This window comes from Bacteroides caecigallinarum, from assembly GCF_021531075.1.
GTDB classification, from domain to species: Bacteria; Bacteroidota; Bacteroidia; order Bacteroidales; family Bacteroidaceae; genus Phocaeicola; species Phocaeicola caecigallinarum_B.
This window is the reverse complement of the sequence record NZ_JADYTJ010000042.1, coordinates 1-24,343: the sequence shown is the minus strand read 5'-3', so window position 1 is coordinate 24,343 and position 24,343 is coordinate 1. Positions and strand designations below refer to the sequence as shown.

21 protein-coding genes and 3 pseudogenes are annotated in these 24,343 nt (G+C 45.5%); all 24 read left to right on the top strand.

Annotated elements, in window-relative coordinates; genetic code table 11:
- The first annotated feature begins 43 nt into the window (after nt 1–43).
- A pseudogene (locus I6E11_RS11190) lies at nt 44–1,207 on the top strand (IS4 family transposase).
- Nucleotides 1,208–1,364: 157 nt separating this feature from the next.
- Nucleotides 1,365–2,333, top strand: coding sequence for an alpha/beta hydrolase (locus I6E11_RS11180; RefSeq protein WP_204482283.1), 969 nt, complete (start codon nt 1,365–1,367; stop codon nt 2,331–2,333).
- Nucleotides 2,334–2,502: 169 nt separating this feature from the next.
- The gene (locus I6E11_RS11175) at nt 2,503–3,351 is read left to right on the top strand and encodes an aldo/keto reductase (RefSeq protein WP_204428151.1); all 849 of its coding nucleotides are present in this window, start codon (nt 2,503–2,505) and stop codon (nt 3,349–3,351) included.
- Between the two features lie 10 nt (nt 3,352–3,361).
- Nucleotides 3,362–3,973, top strand: coding sequence for a flavodoxin family protein (locus tag I6E11_RS11170; RefSeq protein WP_204428233.1), 612 nt, complete (start codon nt 3,362–3,364; stop codon nt 3,971–3,973).
- Nucleotides 3,974–3,980: 7 nt separating this feature from the next.
- Nucleotides 3,981–5,159, top strand: a complete 1,179-nt coding sequence (locus I6E11_RS11165; RefSeq protein ID WP_204482282.1) for an alpha/beta hydrolase — start codon at nt 3,981–3,983, stop codon at nt 5,157–5,159.
- Nucleotides 5,160–5,161: 2 nt separating this feature from the next.
- On the top strand, nt 5,162–6,112 hold the full coding sequence (locus tag I6E11_RS11160) for an EFR1 family ferrodoxin (RefSeq protein ID WP_022233255.1): 951 nt from the start codon (nt 5,162–5,164) through the stop codon (nt 6,110–6,112).
- 146 nt (nt 6,113–6,258) lie between these two features.
- Complete coding sequence (locus I6E11_RS11155; RefSeq protein WP_235338088.1) at nt 6,259–7,080, top strand: aldo/keto reductase; 822 nt, start codon at nt 6,259–6,261, stop codon at nt 7,078–7,080.
- A 202-nt stretch (nt 7,081–7,282) separates the two neighbouring features.
- The gene (locus I6E11_RS11150) at nt 7,283–7,918 is read left to right on the top strand and encodes a flavodoxin family protein (RefSeq protein ID WP_235338087.1); all 636 of its coding nucleotides are present in this window, start codon (nt 7,283–7,285) and stop codon (nt 7,916–7,918) included.
- Nucleotides 7,919–7,979: 61 nt separating this feature from the next.
- On the top strand, nt 7,980–8,543 hold the full coding sequence (locus tag I6E11_RS11145) for a flavin reductase family protein (protein WP_022233258.1): 564 nt from the start codon (nt 7,980–7,982) through the stop codon (nt 8,541–8,543).
- Nucleotides 8,544–8,556: 13 nt separating this feature from the next.
- Nucleotides 8,557–9,561, top strand: coding sequence for an aldo/keto reductase (locus I6E11_RS11140; RefSeq protein ID WP_022233259.1), 1,005 nt, complete (start codon nt 8,557–8,559; stop codon nt 9,559–9,561).
- Nucleotides 9,562–9,563: 2 nt separating this feature from the next.
- Nucleotides 9,564–10,661, top strand: a complete 1,098-nt coding sequence (locus I6E11_RS11135; protein ID WP_204428157.1) for an alpha/beta hydrolase — start codon at nt 9,564–9,566, stop codon at nt 10,659–10,661.
- 237 nt (nt 10,662–10,898) lie between these two features.
- Nucleotides 10,899–11,924, top strand: coding sequence for a carboxymuconolactone decarboxylase family protein (locus I6E11_RS11130; protein WP_235338091.1), 1,026 nt, complete (start codon nt 10,899–10,901; stop codon nt 11,922–11,924).
- Nucleotides 11,925–11,944: 20 nt separating this feature from the next.
- A complete protein-coding gene (locus I6E11_RS11125) occupies nt 11,945–12,601 on the top strand; it encodes a flavodoxin (protein WP_022233262.1) in 657 nt (218 codons plus the stop codon).
- A 25-nt stretch (nt 12,602–12,626) separates the two neighbouring features.
- A complete protein-coding gene (locus I6E11_RS11120) occupies nt 12,627–13,163 on the top strand; it encodes a flavodoxin (RefSeq protein WP_022233263.1) in 537 nt (178 codons plus the stop codon).
- A 13-nt stretch (nt 13,164–13,176) separates the two neighbouring features.
- Nucleotides 13,177–13,845: a flavodoxin gene (locus I6E11_RS11115; protein ID WP_022233264.1), complete on the top strand. Its 669-nt coding sequence runs from the start codon at nt 13,177–13,179 to the stop codon at nt 13,843–13,845.
- A gap of 9 nt (nt 13,846–13,854) precedes the next feature.
- Entirely contained in the window at nt 13,855–15,468 is a 1,614-nt protein-coding gene (locus I6E11_RS11110; protein ID WP_204428159.1) for a carboxylesterase/lipase family protein, read from the top strand.
- A gap of 5 nt (nt 15,469–15,473) precedes the next feature.
- The gene (locus I6E11_RS11105; RefSeq protein WP_204428161.1) at nt 15,474–16,493 is read left to right on the top strand and encodes an alpha/beta hydrolase; all 1,020 of its coding nucleotides are present in this window, start codon (nt 15,474–15,476) and stop codon (nt 16,491–16,493) included.
- Nucleotides 16,494–16,514: 21 nt separating this feature from the next.
- Nucleotides 16,515–17,669: pseudogene (locus tag I6E11_RS11100) on the top strand (iron-containing alcohol dehydrogenase).
- A 23-nt stretch (nt 17,670–17,692) separates the two neighbouring features.
- Entirely contained in the window at nt 17,693–18,790 is a 1,098-nt protein-coding gene (locus I6E11_RS11095) for an alpha/beta hydrolase (protein ID WP_235338086.1), read from the top strand.
- 148 nt (nt 18,791–18,938) lie between these two features.
- On the top strand, nt 18,939–19,844 hold the full coding sequence (locus I6E11_RS11090) for a helix-turn-helix domain-containing protein (protein ID WP_022233269.1): 906 nt from the start codon (nt 18,939–18,941) through the stop codon (nt 19,842–19,844).
- Between the two features lie 7 nt (nt 19,845–19,851).
- Complete coding sequence (locus I6E11_RS11085; protein WP_022233270.1) at nt 19,852–20,559, top strand: dihydrofolate reductase family protein; 708 nt, start codon at nt 19,852–19,854, stop codon at nt 20,557–20,559.
- 5 nt (nt 20,560–20,564) lie between these two features.
- The gene (locus I6E11_RS11080; protein ID WP_022233271.1) at nt 20,565–22,067 is read left to right on the top strand and encodes a 4Fe-4S binding protein; all 1,503 of its coding nucleotides are present in this window, start codon (nt 20,565–20,567) and stop codon (nt 22,065–22,067) included.
- 43 nt (nt 22,068–22,110) lie between these two features.
- Entirely contained in the window at nt 22,111–23,511 is a 1,401-nt protein-coding gene (locus I6E11_RS11075; RefSeq protein ID WP_022233272.1) for an aldo/keto reductase, read from the top strand.
- A 614-nt stretch (nt 23,512–24,125) separates the two neighbouring features.
- Nucleotides 24,126–24,343, top strand: a pseudogene (locus I6E11_RS11070) (DUF3945 domain-containing protein); the annotation flags it as partial.

The following is a 24,343-nucleotide window of genomic DNA, read 5'->3' as shown; positions in this document are numbered from 1 at the left end:
GGACTTGATTTTGCAACTTTGCAGTCTAATACAAATGGCTGCTATGTTCCAAGACAAATACGTATTCTCTCAATTAACCGCTTTTCTGAACAGGACTCAGTTCAACAACTATGTTCGCAAGTATGATGGCAACAGATATGTGAAACATTTCACTTGCTGGAATCAGATGCTCGCGATGATGTTTGGACAACTGAGTAACCGTGAGAGCCTGCGAGACTTAATCGTTGCTTTCGAGGCGCATAGGGCCAAGCAATATCATCTTGGTTTAGGTCGTGAACCGATAGCCAAGACAACTCTTGCGACAGCGAACCAGAACCGTGATTACAGAATCTTCGAAGACTTTGCATTCTATATGATGAAGGAAGCCTGCGAGAAGCGGACGACCAACATCCTTGACATTTCCGGAAAGAAATATGCGTTTGATTCAACAACGATTCCGTTGTGTCTTGCAACATTCCCATGGGCAAAGTTCCGAAGCAAGAAAGGAGGGGTGAAAGCTCATGTCTTATACGACATTGAAGCACAAGTTCCTGCCTTCTATACTGTAACCACTGCATCAAAGCACGATTCCACAGCAATGTCTTCAATCCATTATGAACCAAATGCTTATTATATATTCGACAGGGCTTATGACTCCTTTAAAGAACTCTATAGGATACATCTTACAGACTCTTTCTTTGTTGTCAGAGCCAAGACGAACTTAAAGTATAAGACAGTCAAATGGAAGCGAAGAATGCCAAAGAACATAATGACAGATGCGGAAGTGAAACTGACCGGATATCTCTCCGAGAAAAAATATCCTGAGTCATTCAGACTCGTCCGATATTACGACGAAGAGGATGACCGTGAGTTCACTTTCTTGACGAATGCAAAACAACTTTCTGCACTGGATGTCGCCAATCTTTATAAGAAAAGATGGTTAATCGAGCTGTTCTTCAAATGACTCAAGCAGCATCTCAAGATAAAGAAATTCTGGGGCACAACAGAGAACGCTGTTCGCATACAAATCAGTGTGGCTATTATCACGTACTGTCTTGTGGCTATTGTCCAACATGATATGAAGTTGAAACGTTCAACCTATGAAGTTTTGCAAATTCTCAGCATATCATTGACTGACAAAACCCACTTGCGTGACCTGTTCGACAAGACTAATTTCAATGATGTCAAAGATCTAAATGATCCCCTGATTCCGGGGCTTTTTGATTAATTGTTTAACTCGTCCCATTTTAACGGGACACTAATGAGTCTGGATATTAATCTTACAGTCGGAATTTCGTTGATATTGGTGTTCCATTCTGTAATCTGTGTATAGATGAAGGATCACTTACATACTACCTTTGCATTATCAAAATTATAAAGTCAAAATGAAAATGATTATCAATATCTGTCTGCTTATGGCAACATTATCTTTCAGTAATTGTGACAAAAAACAATACGAATCCTATCCACCTTCCGACAACGAAAACATTTCTGTTTCTGAAACCAAGGAGCACCTTACTATCCACAGTACTATTGCCGATGTATTAACCCATCCTGCATTCAACGGGTTCAGCCGCTACATTCTGCCACTGGAATGGGGGTATGATGCAGACATGCAGCTTTCTAATGTGTCTCGGTTACTTCCTTACCATAATTACATAGATGCGGAGCGGTGTGTAGGTTATATCAATCAAATGATTGATTCGGTAGCCACCGGACGCAGAATTTATTATGACCTGGGACGTGAGGATGCCGGGCTGTTCTTCTTCCGCGGACGACCGGGCGCACCGTTCGCTGTTATCTGTCCCGGAGGCGGATTCTCGTATGTAGGTTCCATTCACGAAGGCTTTCCTCACGCATTGGTTTTGAGCCAGATGGGATATAATGTTTTTGTTATCCAATATCAGACTGGCAGTGCGCAAACAGCTTGTGAAGACTTGGCTGCAGGTATTGAGTATATCTTCCGTCACGCCACGGAATTGCAAGTCGATACAGCTGGCTACTCCGTGTGGGGCAGTTCAGCGGGAGCGCGTATGGCGGCTTATATCGGTTCTTATGGCACTGCTGCTTTTGGAGGTGCGCAACTTCCACGTCCAAGTACGGTAGTAATGGCATACACAGGGCACAGTGAATACACACGGCAAGATCCGCCAACGTATGCTGTAGTTGGATCGAACGATGGAATTGCCAATCCAAATACAATGCGCCGTCGTACGGAAGCATTGCAGGCTATTGGCATACCGGCAGAATTTCACCTTTATCCTAACCTACGTCATGGTTTTGGACTGGGTATAGGTACAAGTGCCGAAGGCTGGATTGACGGTGCAGTCCGTTTCTGGGAAGAAAACCGATAAAAAAGTTCAAACATGAACTCACATCTGAACTAATGTGTATTATGGGTATCCCCGACAAGTCCATTCGGTAAAATGGGTGTTTATATCTGTAATCTGTGTATGGACAGAAGACTTTTACCGATGTAATTTTGCATCATAACTTTGATAATACATTAAAAATAAAATGAATATGGATACAGTAAAATTAAGCAACGGCGTGGAAATGCCTATTTTGGGTTATGGAGTCTATCAAGTTTCACCATCAGAATGTGAACGGTGCGTAAGGGATGCCATCAGCGCAGGCTACCGCCTGATTGATACGGCACAGGCGTATGGCAACGAACAGAACGTGGGTAATGCCATCAGGAATTGCGGTGTGCCACGCGAGGAACTGTTTATTGTGACGAAGGTATGGATTTCCAATGCCGGCTACGAGCGTGCAAAAGCCTCTATTGATGAATCTTTACGCAAACTTCAGACCGACTACATCGATCTGCTACTCATTCATCAGCCGTTCAGCGATTATTACGGCACATGGCGTGCAATGGAGGAAGCGTACAAGGCTGGCAAGCTGCGTGCCATCGGCGTATCAAACTTCTATCCCGACCGCTTCATCGACCTGGCGGAGTTCAGCGAAATACCGCCTATGGTCAATCAGGTTGAAACGCACGTGTTCAACCAACAGATAGAGGCGCAGAAGATTATGGAGCAATACGGCACACACATTATGGCATGGGGACCGTTCGCCGAAGGGCGCAACAACTTCTTCGGTAACGAAACACTGATAGCCGTCGGCGCAAAATACGACAAGAGCGCGGCACAGACCGCCCTGCGCTACCTCATCCAACGCGGCGTGATTGTCATTCCGAAATCTGTCCGCAAGGAACGTATGGAGCAAAATATCAATGTGTTCGACTTCACGTTGAGCAACGAGGACATGCAGCGCATCCGCCAGTTGGACTTGGGGCAGAGCCTGTTCTTCTCACACTATGACCCGCAGACGGTGAAATGGCTTTGCAATTATGGTAAGAGCAAATAAGGACAAGCGACTGAAAGTGCTGTTGGTAAACGGAAGTCCGCATCGCAGTGGAAATACGTTTACCGCACTTTCGGAAGTGGCGAGAACGTTGGAAGAAGAAGGCATGGAGGCTGAAATCGTCCACGTCGGCAACCGTCCCGTGCAGGGGTGTATCGGTTGTTACAAGTGCAGGGAAAAATGTGTCTGCGTATTTCAGGATGAAACGTACCTGACCTTGCGCGAGAAACTGGCGGAAGCGGATGGCATCATCATCGGTTCGCCAGTCTATTTCGGCGGACCGTCGGGAAGCCTCTGTGCCTTGCTCGACCGCCTGTTCTATTCCAGTGGCCGGTTGGCACAGTACAAGCCGGCGGCATCTGTGGTGGTCTGCCGTCGCGGAGGAGCCACCGCCACTTTCGACCGGCTGAACAAATACTTCACCATACTCAATATGCCCGTCGTTCCGTCACAATACTGGAACAGCGTGCACGGGCGGAATCCGGGCGAAGCCTTGCAGGATGCGGAAGGCCTGCAAACCATGCGCACGCTGGCTCGCAACATGGCTTGGATGCTGCGCAACCTGCGCGACAGTACTCACCCCTTCGAAACCGAAGAAAGGCTACATACAAACTTTATCCGATAATTTGCGTATGAGAACAATATTCCAGATATTCTGCCTGCTGCTTGCCGCGACAACGGCAACGGCTTGCAACAACACAGAAGAAAACGAATGGTTGCCGGAAGTAACGATAGAAACCATTGTTACGACCGACATTACCGCCACATCCGCCATTTCCGGCGGACGCATCTCCGGTAACATGGAAGACATCACCGAGTTCGGTATCTGCTGGGGAACCTCCGCCGAGCCGACCGAGAGCGGTTCGCATGCGGCATCGGACGGATCTCCCGAATCATTTGCCTGCTATATAATGGGACTTACTCCCGGCACTACTTACTATGTCCGTGCATACGCCACCCTTGCGTCGGGTACGGTGTATGGAACGGCACGCCGCTTTACCACCGCGGACGAAGACGGCGGAGAAGGCAGCGAGGACGAGATGCAACTACAGATTTATCTTTGGCCCGAAGGCAATATGCCGGCAGTAACAAGCTATACCATAAACAACGGCAATTATCAGGACGACCCAGACTTCTGTCCCAATATGGTGTGGTATCCTGTACCGGACAATGTGGAGGTGAAAGGTGCCGTGATGGTTTGCCCGGGCGGGGCGTTCATGTTCCGTAGTCCCAATGAAGGAGCACCCGTTGCCCGGCGGTTAGCAGAACTGGGTTGGCAAAGTTTTGTAGTGAACTATCGTGTCCGTCCCTATACGATGGAAGAAGGTAGTCTGGATTTGGCCCGAGCCATCCGTTATGTCCGCAGCCATGCCGCCGACTATGGCATTGACTCCAATCATATCGCATCGGTAGGCTTCTCCGCGGGCGGCATCCTCTGTGGCGATGAAGCATTGCACTTCGACGGACAAGTAAACGGAACGGCACTGGACGATGGGTATATACCCGATGAACTCGACCAGGTTTCGGCCGACGTATGCGCCATCGGCATGATTTACTCGTTCTACGGACGGTTGAGCGTATCAAATAACAACGTAGATGATTTGCGTGCCGGAAATATTCCTCCCACATTCTATACTTACGGCACGGAAGATCCGTTCTACCGCCAGTTCATTGCCAACGCCAACGCTGCCCGTGAAGCCGGGGTGCAGGTAGAAGAACATGTACTGGATGGCTGGCCACACGGTTTCGGCGTACAAGGAGAATGGACTACGTGGTTCGACAACTTTTTGATACAAATAATATCGCATTGAATATGGGTAAAGATAATGATAATGATAACAACAAGGGTATTTCCCGTCGAGATGCCTTGAAACGGATGGGGCTGTTCGTGGCGGGAGCTGCAGCATTGAGTATGCCCTCCGCATTGACCTCTTGCGGCGGAGAAAAGAAGAAACGTATTATTCTTTACTTCACTGCCACAGGAAACAGCCTTTATATCGCCCGCCAACTGGCGGACGAGAATACCGAGCTGCTCAGTATTCCACAAATGGTAAAGCAGAACCGTTACGATTTCGAGGCAGATGAGGTAGGCATCATTTATCCTATATACGGACACATGCCACCGAATATGGTACGTAATTTTATCAAGCAGGCAAGAATCAAGGCTGACTACAAGTTTGCCGTACTCACTTATGGGATGCTTGACTTCAATGCAGCCGAACTGTGGAACGGAATCTCACAGAAAGCAGGTACAAAATTCGACTATATCAATACCCTCGTTATGGTGGACAACTGGCTTCCCAATTTTGACATGAACGAGCAGATGAAGATAGATAAGCACATCCCCGAACAAGTGGAGAAGATAAAGGCTGATTTGCTGAAACAACGGAAATGGATAAAGCCCGCCACTGCGGAAGACCGCCGTAACCACGATGGCTTTATGTCCTTTTCCCGTCTTGACCCCGAAGTAGGATTTCTGAAACGAAGCGAAAGATATTTTCAGGTGACAGATGCCTGTATTGGCTGTGCCATTTGTACAGAAGTATGTCCGCGCGGCAATTACGAACTGACCTCCACGGGGGTAAAGGCTGAAGGTGACTGCGACTTCTGTTTTGCCTGCATCCACAACTGTCCACAGAAAGCCATACAGTTTGCCGACCTGCCCGATGACCCGTTGCTGTCACGCGGCGAGGTGAATCCCAATGCCCGCTACCGCAACGATCACGTGTCGCTGTGGAGCATTAAAGAAAGCAACAGACAATAAACCACTAAAAATGAACGGATATGAACAGATTGAAAAAAATCATCTTCTTCGCCATCCTGCTGATAGGTGGCTTATGTGCAATGAATGCACAAGAAAAGACGACAACCGCCGGTGTACCAGTAGTTAAGTTGAACAACGGTGTGGAGATGCCACGCTTCGGACTGGGTACCTTTCTGCAAGGCTCCAACGAAATATGCAAGCAGTCGTGTCTTACCGCTTTGCGTGCAGGTTATCGTCACATTGACACTGCACATGCTTACTACGATGAAGAAGGTGTGGGTGAAGCTGTTAAGGAAAGCGGCATTCCACGCGAAGAAATCTGGATAACCAGCAAGCTCTGGCCTACAGAATACGGCGAAGGCAAAACGCTGAAAGCCATTGATGAAATGCTTGCCCGGCTTCAGACGGACTACATAGACCTGCTCTATGTCCACCAGCCCGTTGGCGACTTTGTGGGTGCGTGGAAAGATATGGAAAAGGCCGTACAGATGGGCAAAGTACGTGCGCTCGGCATCAGCAACTTCGATGCCAATGACGAGGTGTTTAACGAAATAATGGAGAAATCCACCATCAAACCCGCTGTACTCCAAATAGAATGCCATCCTTATGCTCAACGGACAGAAATGCGTAAGAAAGCTGCCAAGTACGGCATCCAGGTGGAATGCTGGTATCCGCTGGGAGGTGCACAGAGTCAAGGCTTGTTACTTCGTGATTCGGTCATTACGAAGATAGCTGATAACCATGGTAAATCGCCAGCCCAAATCATCCTGCGCTGGCACATTCAAGAAGGTTTCTCCGTCATACCCGGTGCCACCAAACCCGATTATATAAAGGAAAATATCCAGATATTTGATTTTGCCCTCAGCAACGACGAGATGCAGCAGATACGTTCGCTCAACAAGGAGCAACGCATCTTCAACGCTACATTGGATGATGTGAAGCGAATGGTTTGGGGAACAAAACTATAAACTAAAAGACTTTTTTAAGAAGGGGAAAGCATCTTCGTTTTTTTGAGGATGCTTTCTTCGTTGATATTGGTGCTTCAATCCGTAATCTATGTATGGACGAGAAAGCTTGCACCATATAAATTTGTATGCAAAATAATAAATTAAAAGTTGTAATGTTATGAAGCATATTTTTTTACCAGTAATCATATTTTTTTCTATAGGCTTGCTTACATCCTGCGGAGGAAGTAATAAGCAAACATCAGAAACTGAACAAAGCTGTTATGGCATCAACTATTCTGACACTTCGACCATTAAGAAAGACCATAAGAACGTATTAGTAATATCTTCCAGTCCACGGCGTGAAGGAAATACAGATCTGCTCTGCGATGAATTTGTCCGTGGAGCAAAAGAAGCTGGAGCACATGTTGAAAAGATTTTCTTGGGAGACTATGATATAAAGTTCTTTCAGGAGGCAGACGAGCAACACGTAGGCGACAGTGCGGACGTGGCTAGGGATGATGCACCGATGATTGTCCGTAAAATGCTAGAAGCCGACATTATCGTCCTGGCAAGCCCTGTTTATTTTATGAATATCAACGGGCAATTGAAAACACTCATAGATCGTACCTACTCGCATTTTATGGATTTGAAGAACAAGGAGTTTTATTACATCACCGCCTGCGCGGACAATGCCGAGAGCACTGCTGACTTTGCAATCACAGGCTTCCGTGGCTTTGTGATGTGCCTGCCCAACCCCACGGAACGAGGTATGATAAAGGCTATCGGATTGGGTCGGAAAGGCAGCGTGAAAGGGACGAAGTTTATGCAGCAGGCGTATAAAATGGGAAAAGGGGTATAACGCTTTTTTTGATTCGATAAAAAATTAAATAAAATATTATCTGCTTAAATGATATAACGTGATGAAAAAGAATTTTGGAAAAAAAACTATACTGGCTCCGTTGCCAGTACTGATTGTGGCTACTTATGATGAAAACGGTACGCCCGATGCCATGAATGCCGCATGGGGCGGTCAATGTTCTGCTCACCATGTAGCTTTGAACCTGTCCATCGGTCATAAGACTACAAAAAATTTGTTACAGAAAAGAGCCTTTACCCTGAGCATTGCCAATCTTGACAATTTGATGCTGTCGGACTATTTCGGTCTTGTGTCGGGACATAAAGCAAATAAAATAGAAGTGGCAAGCGTACACGTTTCAAAGAGTACCTTTGTCGATGCGCCTGTTATCGAAGAATATCCCTTGACATTGGAATGTAAAGTGATTAGCATGGAAGAACGCTTCGGTGAAATGTATGTGGTAGGCGAAGTTCTAAATATGCAGGCCGACGAATCCATATTGGACGATATGGGCAGAGTAGATTTTGATAAATTGAAACCATTATCCTTCGACTCATCAGCACGTACTTACCGTGTATTGGGCGAAACAGTTGGAACGGCCTTCAAGGACGGAGAAAAACTATTATAAAGGAGATTCAAATATGAAATACAGAAACCTGGGGAACAGAGGACTTCGTGTTTCTGCCATAGGTTTGGGTTGTATGGGTATGAGCCATGCTTATGGTGCACCAGCCGACCATCGGGAAATGACGGAGCTGTTGGCAAAAGCTGTGGATATGGGTTATGACTTCTTCGATACAGCTGAAATCTATGGTACGCCTGACAATACTCACGACAATGAGGAGTTGCTGGGTAATGCCTTGAAAGCTTATCGTAATAAGATTATCATTGCCACGAAGTTTGGTCTGCGCTTTGATATGGAAAGCGGACGTGTCCCTTACCCATTAATATCGGATTCACGTCCCACAACGATTAGAAAAGCAGTAGAGGGTTCACTCCGCCGTTTACAGACGGACTATATCGATCTCTACTACCAGCACCGTCCCGACCCGCAGATTCCAATTGAAGAAGTAGCAGGAACTATGCAGGATCTGATTAAAGAAGGCAAAGTGCTTTATTGGGGATTGTCGGAGGCGCCAGAAGCAGATATCCGTCGTGCAAATGCCGTCTGCCCTCTTACTGCCGTTCAAAACCGCTATTCGATGATGGCTCGCTGGCACGAAACCATGTTCCCAATATTGGAGGAATTGGGCATTGGTTTGGTGGCTTTTTCACCACTAGCTAACGGACTGCTCAGCGATCGCTATGACGCGGCCTCACATTTCGACGAACGCACGGACTACCGGGCAGGAATGCCGCAATTTCAGCCTGAAAGCTATAAAAAAAATTACGAACTGCTGCAGTTCATACGTCGCATCGCAAGTGAAAGACATGTGACCCCTGCACAAATATCCCTTGCGTGGGTGCTCTGCAAAAAGCCATGGATAGTACCCATTCCTGGCACACGCAAGTCCGATCGGTTGAAAGAGAATGCAGGTGCAGTAGATGTCCTTTTGTCGGAAGAGGAAGTGAAACAGATAGACCATGCGCTGGACACAATGTCAATGTCCGATGTGTACGGTGGAACAAAACTAACAGTAAAATGAATATGAAACATATCAATTACATCATTCTGTCCGCAGTGTTAACCCTGTGTGCTGCTTGCGGACAATCGTCTTCCATACAAAGTGAAGTACAAACAAATGACAGCATTATTGCCATTCGTGAACAAGGTAGTTTCCTTATTGGCGGGACAGTGAAAACCGCACAAGGTACATACGACACGAATCAGCCACTGGAAGAGAACGGTCAGACCTTGCACGGTGACCATGCCTATGTGTCTTATCAAATTCCGGCAAACACACGAAGGTATCCGCTCGTATTCCTTCACGGAGCCGGTCAGTCTGCCAAAACATGGGAAAGTACTCCCGATGGACGGGAAGGGTTCGCTACACTTTTCCTGCGACGTGGTTTCAGTACGTACCTGATAGACCAACCACGCCGCGGGCGAGCCGGACGCAGCACAGTTGATGAAAATATCAAGGCTACTCCCGATGACCAGTTCTGGTTTGAGAATTTCCGTATGGGAATATGGCCCAATTATTATGAAAACAGCCAGTTCCCACAAAGTGAAGAATCCCTGGATCAGTTTTTCCGCCAAATCACACCCAACACGGGTGCCTATGATGCACAACTGATTGCAACCGATGTTGCAGCTCTTATGAATAAAATTGGTGGCGGTATTCTCATTACACACTCACAAGGAGGTGAACCGGGATGGCATACCGCTATCAAGACCGATAAGGTACGTGCTATCGTTTCCTATGAGCCCGGTAGCGGTTTCGTTTTTCCTGAAGGTGAAGTGCCGGAACCCTTACAGACTATCAGTCCGTTCGGTGCACTGGGGGCAACATCCATTCCTTTGGTAGATTTTGAAAAACTGACCCGTTTCCCCATCATTATTTATTATGGTGATTATATTCCTGATAAGCCAAGCGACAATTGGGCTATGGATAGCTGGAGGGTACGTCTGCAAATGGCACGGTTGTTTGCAGAGTGTATCAATCGTCACGGTGGCGATGCCACGGTGGTACATCTGCCAGAACAGGGAATCAAGGGCAATTCGCATTTCCTTTTTGCTGAGAAAAATAATGTGCAACTTGCCGATATGTTATTTGATTGGATAAAAGAAAAAAAATTGAATTAATAAGTTCTTCTTAGTCACATAATATATAGACTCAAGCATCCTCGAAATGAAAATTTTTGGGGGTGCTTTTTTTTGAATATAAACAGGGGCAATGCGTAAGAAAATACATTCGTTGATATTGGTGTTTCTATCTGTAATCTGTGTATGGACAGGCTACGAACTGCACTGTAACTTTGTGACAAAATAATTAAGACAGAAAACATTATGAGAACAACGATTCTATTTATTGTAATTATTATGTTAAGCTTTTATCAATCTGCGCAAGCGCAGCAGACGGATACGCTGAGTATTCGCCAGCAAGATATCGTATTTATCGCTTCGACAACGGCACAAGGTGAGTTGGATAGCCTGAAAATATCCCTTGCCCGTGGCTTGGACAATGGAATGACGGTAAATGAAATCAAGGAGGTTTTGGTACACGCCTATGCTTATTGTGGATTTCCCCGCAGCCTGCGTGCCCTGCAAACTTTTATGGAAGTGTTGAATGAACGCAAGGCACAGGGTATTATTGATACTATAGGACGTGACGCATCTCCCGTTACAGGCTCTCAGGATAAATACACCCGAGGTGCGGAACTTCTTGAAAAGTTAAGTGGTGCGCCCAAAGATGCCCCCAAGACAGGGTATGCCGCTTTTGCTCCAGTTATTGAGCAATACCTGAAAGAACATTTATTCTGCGACATTTTTGAACGCAATCTTTTGACATGGCAGGAACGCGAGCTGGCTACCGTATCCATTCTTTCAGCTATGGGAAAGGGTGTGGAACCGATGTTAAAGTCGCATTCAGCTATTTGCCTGCGTCAGGGTATTACCGAAAGCCAGCTTCAGCAAATGGCGGCTATCGTGAACGGTCTGAGAAAAGGTGACGATCCGTTCGCACTCGGTACGCTGATGCCAGACAATCCGAACTTTACGGACAAGGCTTGGTTGCAAGGCTATGTCGCACCACAAGATGGTTTTGGATGTACTGTAGCCAACGTGACATTTGCTCCCGGATGCCGAAACAGCTGGCACAGCCATAAAGGCGGACAAATCCTGCTCTGCACTTCCGGCAAAGGATATTATCAGGAAAAAGGGAAACCTATCCAACTGCTGCTGCCTGGAAACGTAGTGAAGATTGCCCCCGATGTCATCCATTGGCACGGCGCGGCTCCTGACAGTGAGTTTACACACATCGCCATAGGTACCCAACTGGACAAAGGGGGCGTAACGTGGCTGGAACCTGTGACAGATGAGGAATACAACAGTTATGAAGAAAAATAATCCATAAAAACATAGAAACAATGAAAAAGTATTTAGTTTACCTGATGATGGCACTTGCCGCTTTCACTTTCAACGCTTGCGGGGATGATGACCCCATGACGGAAGAACCAGGAACAGAACAACCCGAAACACCTGGTGATTCTACAGATAATCCAGACAATCCAAATAATCCAGATACACCTGCTGGAAACAGCAACATTCTTGTGGCATATTTTAGTTGGGGAGGTACTACACAGCGAATGGCGCAACAAATAGTGTCTCACACTGGAGCGGATTTGTTTCGTATAGAACCTGTCACACCTTACCCGGAAGATTACACTGAATGTACGGAAGTAGCATTGGCAGAACGTGACAGTAATGCTCGTCCAGCCATAAATTCTATCATTGAAGACGAAGCGTGGGCTGAATATGATACAATTTTTATCGGCTGTCCCGTATGGTGGTGGACAACACCTATGATTATATGCACTTTTTCTGAAAGTTATGATTTTACAGGTAAAACTGTCATCCCGTTCTGTACCTACGCATCCACATATCGCGATGAAACGTTGGCAAGAATCGTTGAATTGACATCTGGAGCTAAAGCACATCTTGAAGGATTAGGTTTGACTAGTGGAAGCTTGAGCAATGAATCGAATGTGGAAAACTGGCTTCGTGAGATAGGAATCATTGAATAATAATTAAACTAAAACGATAAAGAAGATGAAAGCAAAGATTATCACCCTTATAACTCTTATTCTAATGGGTGGAATGAATTTATACGCACAAAATAGGAGGACATTAATTGCTTATTTCAGTTGGAGTGGAAACACGCAGCATGTGGCAGAGTATATTGCCGGACAGACCGGCGGCACACTTTTCCGTATCGATCCGGTAAAGCCATATCCTACAGACTATAAACCTTGTACAGAGGTAGCAAAGAAAGAAAAGGAACAGAATGCCCGCCCTGCTATCAAGAACAAGGTGGAAGATTGGGACAGTTATGATACAATCTTTATCGGTTGTCCTGTATGGTGGTGGACTGCACCAATGATTATCAATACTTTTACCGAAAGTTATAATTTTAAGGGCAAGACGGTCATTCCTTTCTGTACCTACGCATCTACCTACCGTGACGAGACCCTTGCCAAGATTGCAGAACTCACACCTGATGCCAAACACTTGAAAGGATTCGGTGCCGTTAGCAGAAATACGGACGGTATCACAGAATGGTTAAAAGAAATTAGAGTTATCAAATAATGGAGGATAAAAAATGAGAATATATACATATTTCGCATTGTTCTGCGTATCGTTAATACTTGCTTCGTGCAGTGACAACGAAGATAACAATATCAGTTCCCCGACTGAAGAAGTGGTGCCTGGAACAAATCATCATATACTTATCGCTTATTTTTCTGAACCCCTACCGGATGGGGTGGATGCCAATACTTCCGCTAGCCGTGTGATTGTAAACGGAGATTTGTATGGAAGTGTAGAATATATGGCTACCGTGATAGGTGAAGCTACTGGAGCTGATATGGTAAGAATACAGACAGCAACACCTTATCCGGGTAATTTCGATGATTTGGCTTCACAAGCCGACAATGAGCGGCAGAATAATATACATCCAGCTCTTGCTACCGACATAGAAAACTTTGATGATTATGATGTCATCTTTGTTGGCTATCCCATTTGGTGGTATCAGATGCCTATGGCTATGTATTCATTCTTTGACGAATACGACTTTGCAGGTAAAACAATTATTCCTTTTTCCTCACATGGAGGTAGTGGCTGGTCAGGAACAGTGGATGACATTGCTGGAATGGAACCTAATGCCACAATGGTAAATGGATATAGCATTTCACGTAGCAGTGTGGCCGGCTCGGAAGAAGGCATCCTCCAATGGCTGGAACGGATAGGAATGTTGGAACAACAAAATTAAAGAGGAATTATGAAAACAATAGGTTATTTGTTGGTAAGCCTTTTTTTGCTTTGTTCCTGTGTTCAGGAACAAAGCAAAGTGGTCAGCTTGACAAGTGGTCAGGCACAAGGTGTATATGCGGACAGCATCTACAGCTTCAAAGGCATTCCATACGCCAAAGCTGCACGCTTTATGCCACCTGAACAGCCCGATATTTGGGATACGGTACGGATATTTAATACATATGGAGAGATATGTCCGCAGGCTCCCATACCACAAGGAAACGACTTCATCGCCATGCGTGAGCACCCTGCTGAGGGAGAGGATTGCCTGAACCTGAACGTATGGACTCCAGGCATCAATGACGGCAAGAAACGTCCGGTAATGGTGTGGTTGCACGGAGGTGGGTTTCAGACTGGTTCTGCCATCGAGCAACTGGTTTATGATGGAGCAAACCTGAGTCGCAAAGGAGATGTTGTGGTAGTGTCGGTTAACCATCGGCTGAATATGCTCGGCTTTCTTGATTTGTCCGCTTACAGTGAAAAATATAAATACTCCGGTAATGTCGGTACGATGGATATGGTAGCAGCCCTGCAATGGATACAGAAGAACATTGCTGTCTTTGGAGGTGATTCAAACAATGTCACTCTATTCGGGCAATCAGGTGGAGGTGCCAAAGTACTGGTACTGATGACAGTTCCGGCTGCACAGGGGCTGTTCCATAAGGCCATCGTTCAGAGCGGAGCTGTAGAAGCTTGTGGAATGACCAATGTTACGCAAAAGACAGCACACCGGGTAGCAGAACTGATGCTTGACTCATTAGGAATCTCACCGCAAAATGCCGACAAGCTACAAGCCATTCCCTACAGCCAATTGATGGCAGCAGGAAATAAGGCAATGGCTCAAACCGCTCAAGAGGAAAACAGCATAGACAGTTGGGGTAATCCTGGACTGCTATGGACTCCCGTGGTAGACGGTGACTATCTGCCATATCAGCCGGTCATAGATTCCATTGCTTCACAGGCAAAGGATATTCCGTTGCTTATCGGTTCGTGTATGACCGAATGGACTACAATGCCGATGTTGGGAAATCCGGATAAATTTGCCCATGACAATATGCACACATGGAATAAGGAAGAGACAATGAAAAAGTTGCAAGCACGATTCGGAAACTGTACAGACTCGGTTATTGCTGCCTTCACATCTGCCTATCCCGGTCGTTCCATCAGCGAAGCACTTTACATAGATACAATGTTAAGACTTCCTGCCTTGAAGACAGCCCGCTTGAAAGCCGACCAGCATGGGGCTCCTGTATATAATTATTTGTTTGCCTGGGACACACCTATTCACGGAGGTTTTGCCATGTCATACCATTGTTCGGAAATACCGTTTGTATTCAGCAACACCAGTCTGTCACCTGCAGCCTCTGCCGGAGGCTCGGAAGTCAAGGAGTTGGAAGAGCGCATCAGCAAAGCATGGATAAATTTCGCCCGTACCGGCAATCCTAATCACGAAGGACTTCCTTCATGGTCTGCTTTTACCCGTGAAAACGGAAACACGATGATATTTGGAAACAAATGTGAGGTAAGGAAAGATTTCGACTATAAGCTGTTGTCGCTGTTACGACCCAACTATAAATTTTAAACAAAATGACACACAAAATAATATCATTCCTTAGTATCCTGCTGCTTTCCCTACCGCTTGTGGCTTGTAGTACAGATGACTCTGATGTTGAAACACCGATTAATCCAGACAACGGAGAAGAAAATTCTTCGTCTGATGACGTGGCAATGATCAGCTTCACACATGCTGTACCAGACGGTTATGAACAGGAAGCCGAAAAAAGAGGCAGCATAGTCCGCATCGATTATGCCACACGGGACTATGCAGAAGGCACTGGTGCGAAACGTACCAATACGGCATACGTCTATCTGCCTTATGGATATAATGAAAGCCAACGGTACAATATCCTCTATTTTGTACACGGTCATTACAGTACGGCGGCATCCACCTTTGAAGATGAAAATGGTGTGGTACGCAAACTGCTCGACCAAATGATAGCTCACGGTGATATTGACCCGATGATTGTGGTCACACCCAGCTACAACTACGGACAGCCTACACCAGACTATGCGGATGCAGACCCTTACTGCAGGGCTTTGCCCATAGAATTGGTAAACGACCTGATTCCAGCTGTAGAAGGCCGTTACCACACGTATGCGGAAACAACCGACAGGGAAGGTATTGAAGTATCACGCAGTCACCGTGCCATTGGAGGTTTTTCAATGGGAGCAGTCACCACTTGGTATGCCTTTGATGAAACATTGAACGCATTCCGATACTTTATGCCAGTCAGTGGCGATTGCTGGTCTTTGGGACGGTTTGCCGGGATGAATCGTCCTGACGATACAGCAGCTTATTTGGCAGAAAGGGTACAACAGTCACCTTATGTCGGAACAGGTTTCTATATCTGGGCGGCAAGTGGGACAAACGACTCCGCTTATAGAGAGATACTTCTTCAAATAGAAGGTATGGCACGTTTGAACAACATGTTCAATACGGCTAATATGACCTTTCATCAGAAAGAAGGGGCACGGCATGAGTTCCGTCCTATTCCGGAATATCTGTACAATGCTTTGCCGTTCTTCTTTCCGAAAAGTGATGAATAAACAGAAAAAACAAAGACATTTATGAATAGTTTTACTTATCGATACCCTGTCCGTCAACATTTTGGCAAAGGGTGCGCAGAGAACGCAATCAAGGAAGAATTAGACCGTATAGGACAGAATGTGCTGCTGGCATATGGTGGCAGCTCGCTGAAACGCACAGGGCTGTATGACAAAATTATAAGCTGGCTGCACGAACGTGGCAAGAACGTGGTGGACTTCGGAGGCATTATGCCCAATCCTACTTACGACAAGGTACAGGAAGGTGCACGACTAGTGCATGAATACAACATAGACTTCATCCTTGCCGTGGGCGGCGGATCGGTTATCGACTGCTGCAAGGTGGTATCAGCACAAGTAAAATTAGACGAGGATATTTGGGAGATGCAGTACACGAAGCACCAGTATCCTACTGAATTTGTGCCTATGGGCGCTATCGTAACAGCATCAGGAACGGGTGCCGAGCAGAACAACGGGGCGGTTATCACCCACACCAAAAAGAAACTGAAACAGCCGTTGACAGGCGCTTACTACAGTTTTGCTATACTGGACAGCGACTTGACACGGACTCTTCCGATGGGGCAAGTCGTCAGCGGTGCATTCGACACGTTGAGTCATTGTATGGAAATCTATATGGGCAAACCTCAAACGGACAATCTCTCCGATGAAATCAATGAAGCGGTCATGCGTAACGTCATCAAAAACCTCCGTGAACTGATAGTCGATCCGGACAATGATTTTGCCCGTGGAGAACTGATGTGGGATTCTGCCCTTGCGGAAAACAGTCTGCTAAAACTCGGCAAGTAGACCGATTTTCAATGCCATATGCTGGAACATGCCGTAGGAGCCTATACCGACTGCAACCACGGAAAGGCGTTGGCGGTTATCCATCCGGTTCTCTATCGCCATTTGCTGAATGAGGGCAAAGAAAAACTGGCTCGTATGGCGGAACGGGTATGGAATGTAAAGGGTGATACGGTAGAACAGACTGCTATACTTGGTATCGAAGCGTTGGAGGCTTTTATAAAGGAAATCGGCTTACCATCGCATTGGAGCGAAATGGGCATTAAGGACGAAAGTATCCTCCGTGCCGCTGCAGATACCTGTTTACTGATGCCGGGATGCTGCAAGCAGTTTTCCCGTGATGAACTGTTTGAGATATTGAAAGAATGCATGTAACAAACTTCTAAAAGAAAAAAATTATGAATACCTTATTAAAGACAATGTTGTGCGGTGTTACTGCACTTTTGTTCGCCGGAGCTTCAGCCGCTCAAAACAAACAACCATTTATTTCAGAGGATTTCTCTGCTATCCAAAGTCCTAACGACAATCCTTTCGGACTGGTTTATCGGGGAGCTATCACCAAGAATGAAACGGGCAAAGTTAATATCCATCGCATTACTTACGACTTGAATGGCTTGAAGATTGTCGCCAACGTTTATACTCCAGCCGGATATGAAGTTTCAAGAAGCTATCCCGCTCTTGTCGTTGCACATCCAAACGGTGGATGTAAGGAACAGGTGGCAGGATTGTACAGCCAGCGGATGGCGGAACAGGGTTACATTTGTCTGGCATTTGATGCCGCCTATCAAGGTGGGAGCGAGGGTGAACCGCGCAATGTAGACAAGCCGGCCAGCCGTATCGAAGATATCCATCGTGCAGCCGATATACTGGCACAATATCCCGGAGTGGATGCAAATTGTATCGGTATACTCGGTATATGTGGCGGAGGTGGCTATACGCTTAAAGCTGCACAGACTGACAAACGTTTCAAGGCAGTTGCCACACTCAGTATGTTCAACTCCGGACTGGTACGTCGTAATGGCTTCCTTGATTCACAGATCGGCGATGTGCAACAACGACTTGCAGACGCCTGTGCTGCACGTCAGAAAGAAGTCAACGGAGAAGCTCCTGAGTATGTAGGTGATATGAGTGGAATGACGCCGGAACAGGCCAAACAGCTTCCGTTCGATCTCTATCGTGACGGTTATGAGTATTACCTTCAATCTCACGCGCATCCGGGTTCTACCTTCCGTTATACAAAGAGCAGTCTGATCGATCTGATGGCATTTGATGCCAGTGAGGGAATGTATCTCATCAACCAACCGTTGTTAATGATGGCGGGTAGTCTTGCCGACACGTTCTATATGTCCGAACAATGTTTCAGCAAAGCTACTGGAACGAATGATAAGGAATTGTATCTAATCCCTGGTGCAAGACACATCCAGACGTATTGGGTACCGGAATATGTAGATAAGGCTGTAAACAAACTAACTGATTTCTTTGGTAAACATTTGTAATGAATCCATCTCATCCAATACTTGAGATGCTTTCATTGGAGCTCATACCGTTTTCGTTGATTTTGGTGTTTCAATCCGTAATCTGTGTATAGACGCACCACGACGGAAACGGTATTTTTGTATCAGCACATAAAAACAAATAATAGTAATGAACGATATACAGTCACTCACTATAGACGAGTTCAATAAACAGATGCGTCAACCGACATTACATCCTCAAGTAGCGGTCATTGATCCGGGACAACTCGAAGATGATACTACGTTGTGTTTTACAGGTAACTTCTATGCAGTCCGTTTTGTAAGGACACGGTGTGGAGAAGTACGCTATGGCAGGCAATGTGTCGATTTTCAATACGGCACGCTTACATTCACAAAACCGGGAGATACAATCTGTATCAGTCACGAAGATGCGATGGACGGTAGTATATCGGGGCTCCTGTTACGTCCGGAACTGTTTAGTACCAAGAGCCTTGTATTCAAGAAAGCGGACTATACTTTCTTTGATTATCGGGAGAATGAATCACTGCATCTTTCCCTGCAGGAGAAGCATATCGTACAAGACCGTTTGAATCATATCCATGAAGAACTGCAGCGGGATATAGACCCTTACAGTCTACGATTGGTATCTGTGGGTGTAGAATTATTGTTGGACTATTGTCTCCGCTTTTATGAACGTCAGTTTGCCTGCCGTTCCGACATTTGTCAAGAATATCTTGCAACAGTAGACAGGACACTCTCCCGCTATTTTTCCCTATGTGGACAAAAATCTCTGGAAGATGGAATCTGCCGGGTCGAATCTACGCTTTCCACTCTTTCGACAGCTTATCTGAACGAAGTAGTACGGGTAGAAACAGGAAAGACGCTTGCTGAGTATATCCGCCTAAAGATGATGGAATACATTAAGAAACGTGTTCGCAAAGATGGTTGCTCATTAGAGCAGGTGGCTGGAGAGTTCGGCTTTTATCAACCGCGCATATTAGCCTTATTGTATCGGCAACTCATCGGTCATCAGTCCGAATATTCTATTTTGACGTCCGATTATAAACTAAATTGATAACACTATGTATCCACAAATCATTTGTCATGTAATGGGCTCCGTAGATGGCCGCCTGTTGACCGACCATTGGACGGAACCATTCAATGGAAAGAAGAACGAACTAATTGGTATATACGCAGCAATTGGTCGTAAACTGAATACCGATGCTTGGATGTTCGGAAAGCATACATTATGTGAAGGTTATTTCCCAAAAACCTTTCATACAGGGGATAGCACACCACTTGCTCATCCTGTACCTTATATTGCCGGAAGTACTTCTGAACGCCTTTTTGTGATAGCCGATCCGGACGCAAATATTCTCTATGAATCTTCCACTGTAAGAGGGGACAGCATTGTAGTCATCCTGCCTGAAACAGCTCCGGCATTTTATTTAGAGTACCTTCAGAAGAAGGGTATTTCCTACCTGTTTGCCGGAACAAAAGGTGATAACCTCAACATTGCCATGCAGACATTGGCGGAAACATTTGGTGTGGAATCTCTTTCTTTACAGGGTGGCGGCATCATTGACGGAGCATTTCTGCAAGCCGGACTGATAGATGAACTAAGCCTTGTTATTTATCCCGGTATTGACGGCTCGGCTAATTCAACATCTATTTTCCATTATATCGGTAAAGGAAATCCCTCACAAGGGCAATCGCTTGAATTATTGTCTGTACAAACAATGGAGAACGGAGTGATTTGGTTAAGGTATAAATTTCATAAAAACAGTTAAGTAGTATGCTACGTAAAATCAGATTGACACTTGCCGTTCTGTGTTTCGCTACCGTGACGTTGCTGTTCCTCGACTTCACTGGGACGCTGCACACTTGGTTGGGCTGGACGGCCAAAATACAGTTCCTTCCTGCGCTCCTGGCGTTAAATGTGGGTATTGTGGGGTTCTTCGTGTTGGTGACACTTGTCTTCGGACGGGTGTACTGTTCGGTCATCTGTCCGCTGGGCGTGATGCAGGACATCATCGCTTGGATGGGCAAAAAACAGAAGAAGAACCGTTACTGCTATTCTCCGGCCAAGTCATGGCTGCGGTATGGGGTGTTGGCAGTTTTCGTTGTAGCGATGATAGCTGGAATAGGTTCACTGGTGGCATTGCTCGCGCCATACAGTTCATACGGACGGATCGCAAGCAATCTGTTCACCCCGTTATACGTTTGGGGAAACAATCTGCTCGCTTACTTTGCGGAACGCGCCGACAGTTACGCCTTCTATGAAACGGAGGTATGGTTGAAAAGCCTGCCGACATTCCTCATCGCCTTGCTTTCCTTTATTATAATAGGAGTATTGGCGTGGCGGAACGGACGGACTTACTGCAATACCGTATGCCCAGTAGGTACAGTGCTGGGCTTGCTTGCCCGTTTCTCCTGGTTGAAACCTGTAATTGACACGGATAAATGTGTGAATTGTAAGCTGTGCACCCGGAATTGTAAGGCGGCTTGTATCGACATCGCCAAACATCGGATTGATTACAGCCGTTGTGTCACTTGCCTGGATTGTATTAGTAAATGTCATAAGGGAGCCATCAGTTACAAACATCCTACAAAAAAAGAAGCCACACAACCGATAATAAATACATCCAAAATTTCAACTGATCAAATCAACGATACCCGTCGTTCATTTCTGACTGTTGCAACTACGATTGCTACGACTGGCATATTGAAAGCACAGGAAAAAAAAGTAGATGGAGGTTTGGCTGTTATAGAGGATAAGAAAATTCCTAATCGATCTACTCCAATTGTACCTCCGGGAGCATTGAGTACACGGAGTTTTTTTCAACATTGTACCGCCTGCCAACTCTGTGTATCAACCTGTCCAAACGGAGTGCTTCGTCCGTCCACAGATCTGACCAAATTAATGCAGCCCGAAATGAGTTATGAGCGAGGATATTGTCGGCCTGAATGTACAAAATGCAGTGAAGTTTGTCCTGCTGGAGCTATACATTTAATATCAGTAGCAGAAAAATCCGCTACTCAGATAGGACATGCTGTATGGGTAAAGGAAAACTGTGTGCCATTGACTGATGGTGTAGAATGCGGAAACTGTGCCCGTCATTGTCCTACCGGAGCTATTCAAATGATACATTCTATTGCTGCTAATCCAGAATCTGCTAAAATTCCGGCAATCAATGTAGAGCGTTGCATCGGTTGCGGAGCTTGCGAGAATCTTTGTCCGGCACGTCCTTTCAGTGCCATTTATGTAGAAGGCAACGAAATACACAGAATGATATGAAAAGAATTCAAAAAATGAAATAGATACTAAATATTTACTGCATATGGATAAAGAGAATGGAAAATCAATTTCTCGCCGTGATTTTTTCAAGATAGCAGGAGCCGCAGGAGTGGTAACTGCCGGATTGGTAGGTTGTAATAAACAAAGCAAGTCATCATCTAATGTTATTGGAGAACCTGATGGTGATATGACTTACCGGATATTAACGGGCGACCGCGTGTCATTGCTTGGTTATGGTTGTATGCGATGGCCGATGATATCTAATCCAGATGGTGAAGGACAAATAGTTGACCAGGAAGAAGTGAACCGGCTGGTGGATTATGCTTTGGCACATGGTATAAACTATTTCGATACCGCTCCGCCATATTGTCAAGGTTTATCGGAAGAGGCTACTGGCATTGCACTCAGTCGGCACCCCCGTGATTCGTATTTTATTGCTACGAAAATGTCCAATCACCGTCTTTATGGAGCTGGACTTCGCGGTAAAGAACTACAAGAGGCAAGCGTAAAGATGTATCAGGATTCTTTTAAGCACCTGCGTACGGATTACTTCGATTATTACCTGTTTCATATTCTAGGTACAGGTAAGGGAATGGAAGAAATGCGCGGAAGACTGTATGATTGTGGTATCGCAGATTTTATCCTCAAGGAGAAAGAAGCCGGACGTATCCGTAAACTGGGGTTCTCGTTTCATGGGGATGTACGGGTATTTGACTATATGTTACAGGAATCGGGCATACCGTGGGACTTTGTACAAATACAGCTCAATTACCTTGACTGGCGGCACGCATCAGGCATCAACGTTAATGCAGAATACCTATATAGCGAACTGGCGAAGCGGAATATTCCAGCCGTGATTATGGAACCGTTGCTTGGTGGACGACTTTCCAAAGTTCATGATCACATTGTTAATAAATTAAAGCAACGAGAACCAGAACAGAGCGTAGCATCATGGGCGTTCCGTTTTGCTGGAAGTTTCCCTAATGTTTTGACTGTACTCAGCGGAATGACCTACATGGAACACTTGCAAGACAACCTGTGTACCTATTCTCCACTGCATCCGCTTTCTGATGATGAATTTGTATTTTTGCAAGAAACAGCAGACCTGATGGTACAATATCAGACAATCCCTTGTAATGACTGCAAGTATTGTATGCCATGTCCTTATGGAATAGATATTCCTGCTATTCTTCTACATTATAATAAATGTATCAATGAGGGAAATATGCCACGAGACGGACATGACGAAAACTACCACAAGGCACGACAAGCTTTCTTGATTGGTTATGACCGTAGTGTACCAAGACTGAGGCAAGCCAGCCATTGCATCGGGTGCAATCAATGTTCGCCCGATTGCCCGCAAGGTATCAACATCCCTAAGGAGATGCAACGCATCGATCATTTTGTAGAACAGTTGAAACAAAATTTAATGCATAAATTATAATTAATTGCATAGAAACAGAAAGCTCACCAAAAGATTGGTAAGTTTATAAAGATAAGTCATAAATAAAATAGCAGCTATCCCTTCCATCAAAGATAAATCCCAATCCTGATTTGCCAGCCGCATTTATTCCTTTTTTCAGGTGAATTTTCTTTATGGCTTACGCCATGAAAATTCATCTGAAAAAGAATGCGGCGGCAAACGGATTAGAATTAAAGAAAAGATTACAGGGATTAACTGCGACCGACGTGACGCATAGCCGTAAATCAAAGGCGGCTATCCTTATATTCCATATATGGCCTCATAAATACTGTGAAAATCCACTTTCCCAAATAACAAAACATAGCCTGCCTATCAACTCCCGAAATAATACAGGGATTTCAGCTCCCTCCGATCTGCATAGTCCGGTGGCTTAGCTATGCTTTTACTTATACTCTTCCTACTTCCTTTCATCCTTTTTTCCAACTGTTTTTGTATTCTTTCCTATCCTTCGTATGACATTTGATGACACCTGATGACATCTAATGTCATCTATTTGTAAATCAATTGTTTACTCAATTTATCATCTTACATTTGGACTGTGAAACAAATCAAGTAGTCACTCTAAACAAAAGATTATGGCACAAGAAAACAGTCCTGACAAGGGAAAAAGGCAAGGCCGGACAAAGAAACCGGAAAAGCCTTATGTGGAACAAATTGACGAGCTTTTGCTGGTACATAACAAGAACGACCCCAAGGAGGGTTTGGGAGTGGTCAGCAAGGCAGACGAGAAAGGTAATTATCAGACGGTTGCACCGGAGGAGAAGAATGAGAACTCATTCCTGAAATTCGACAA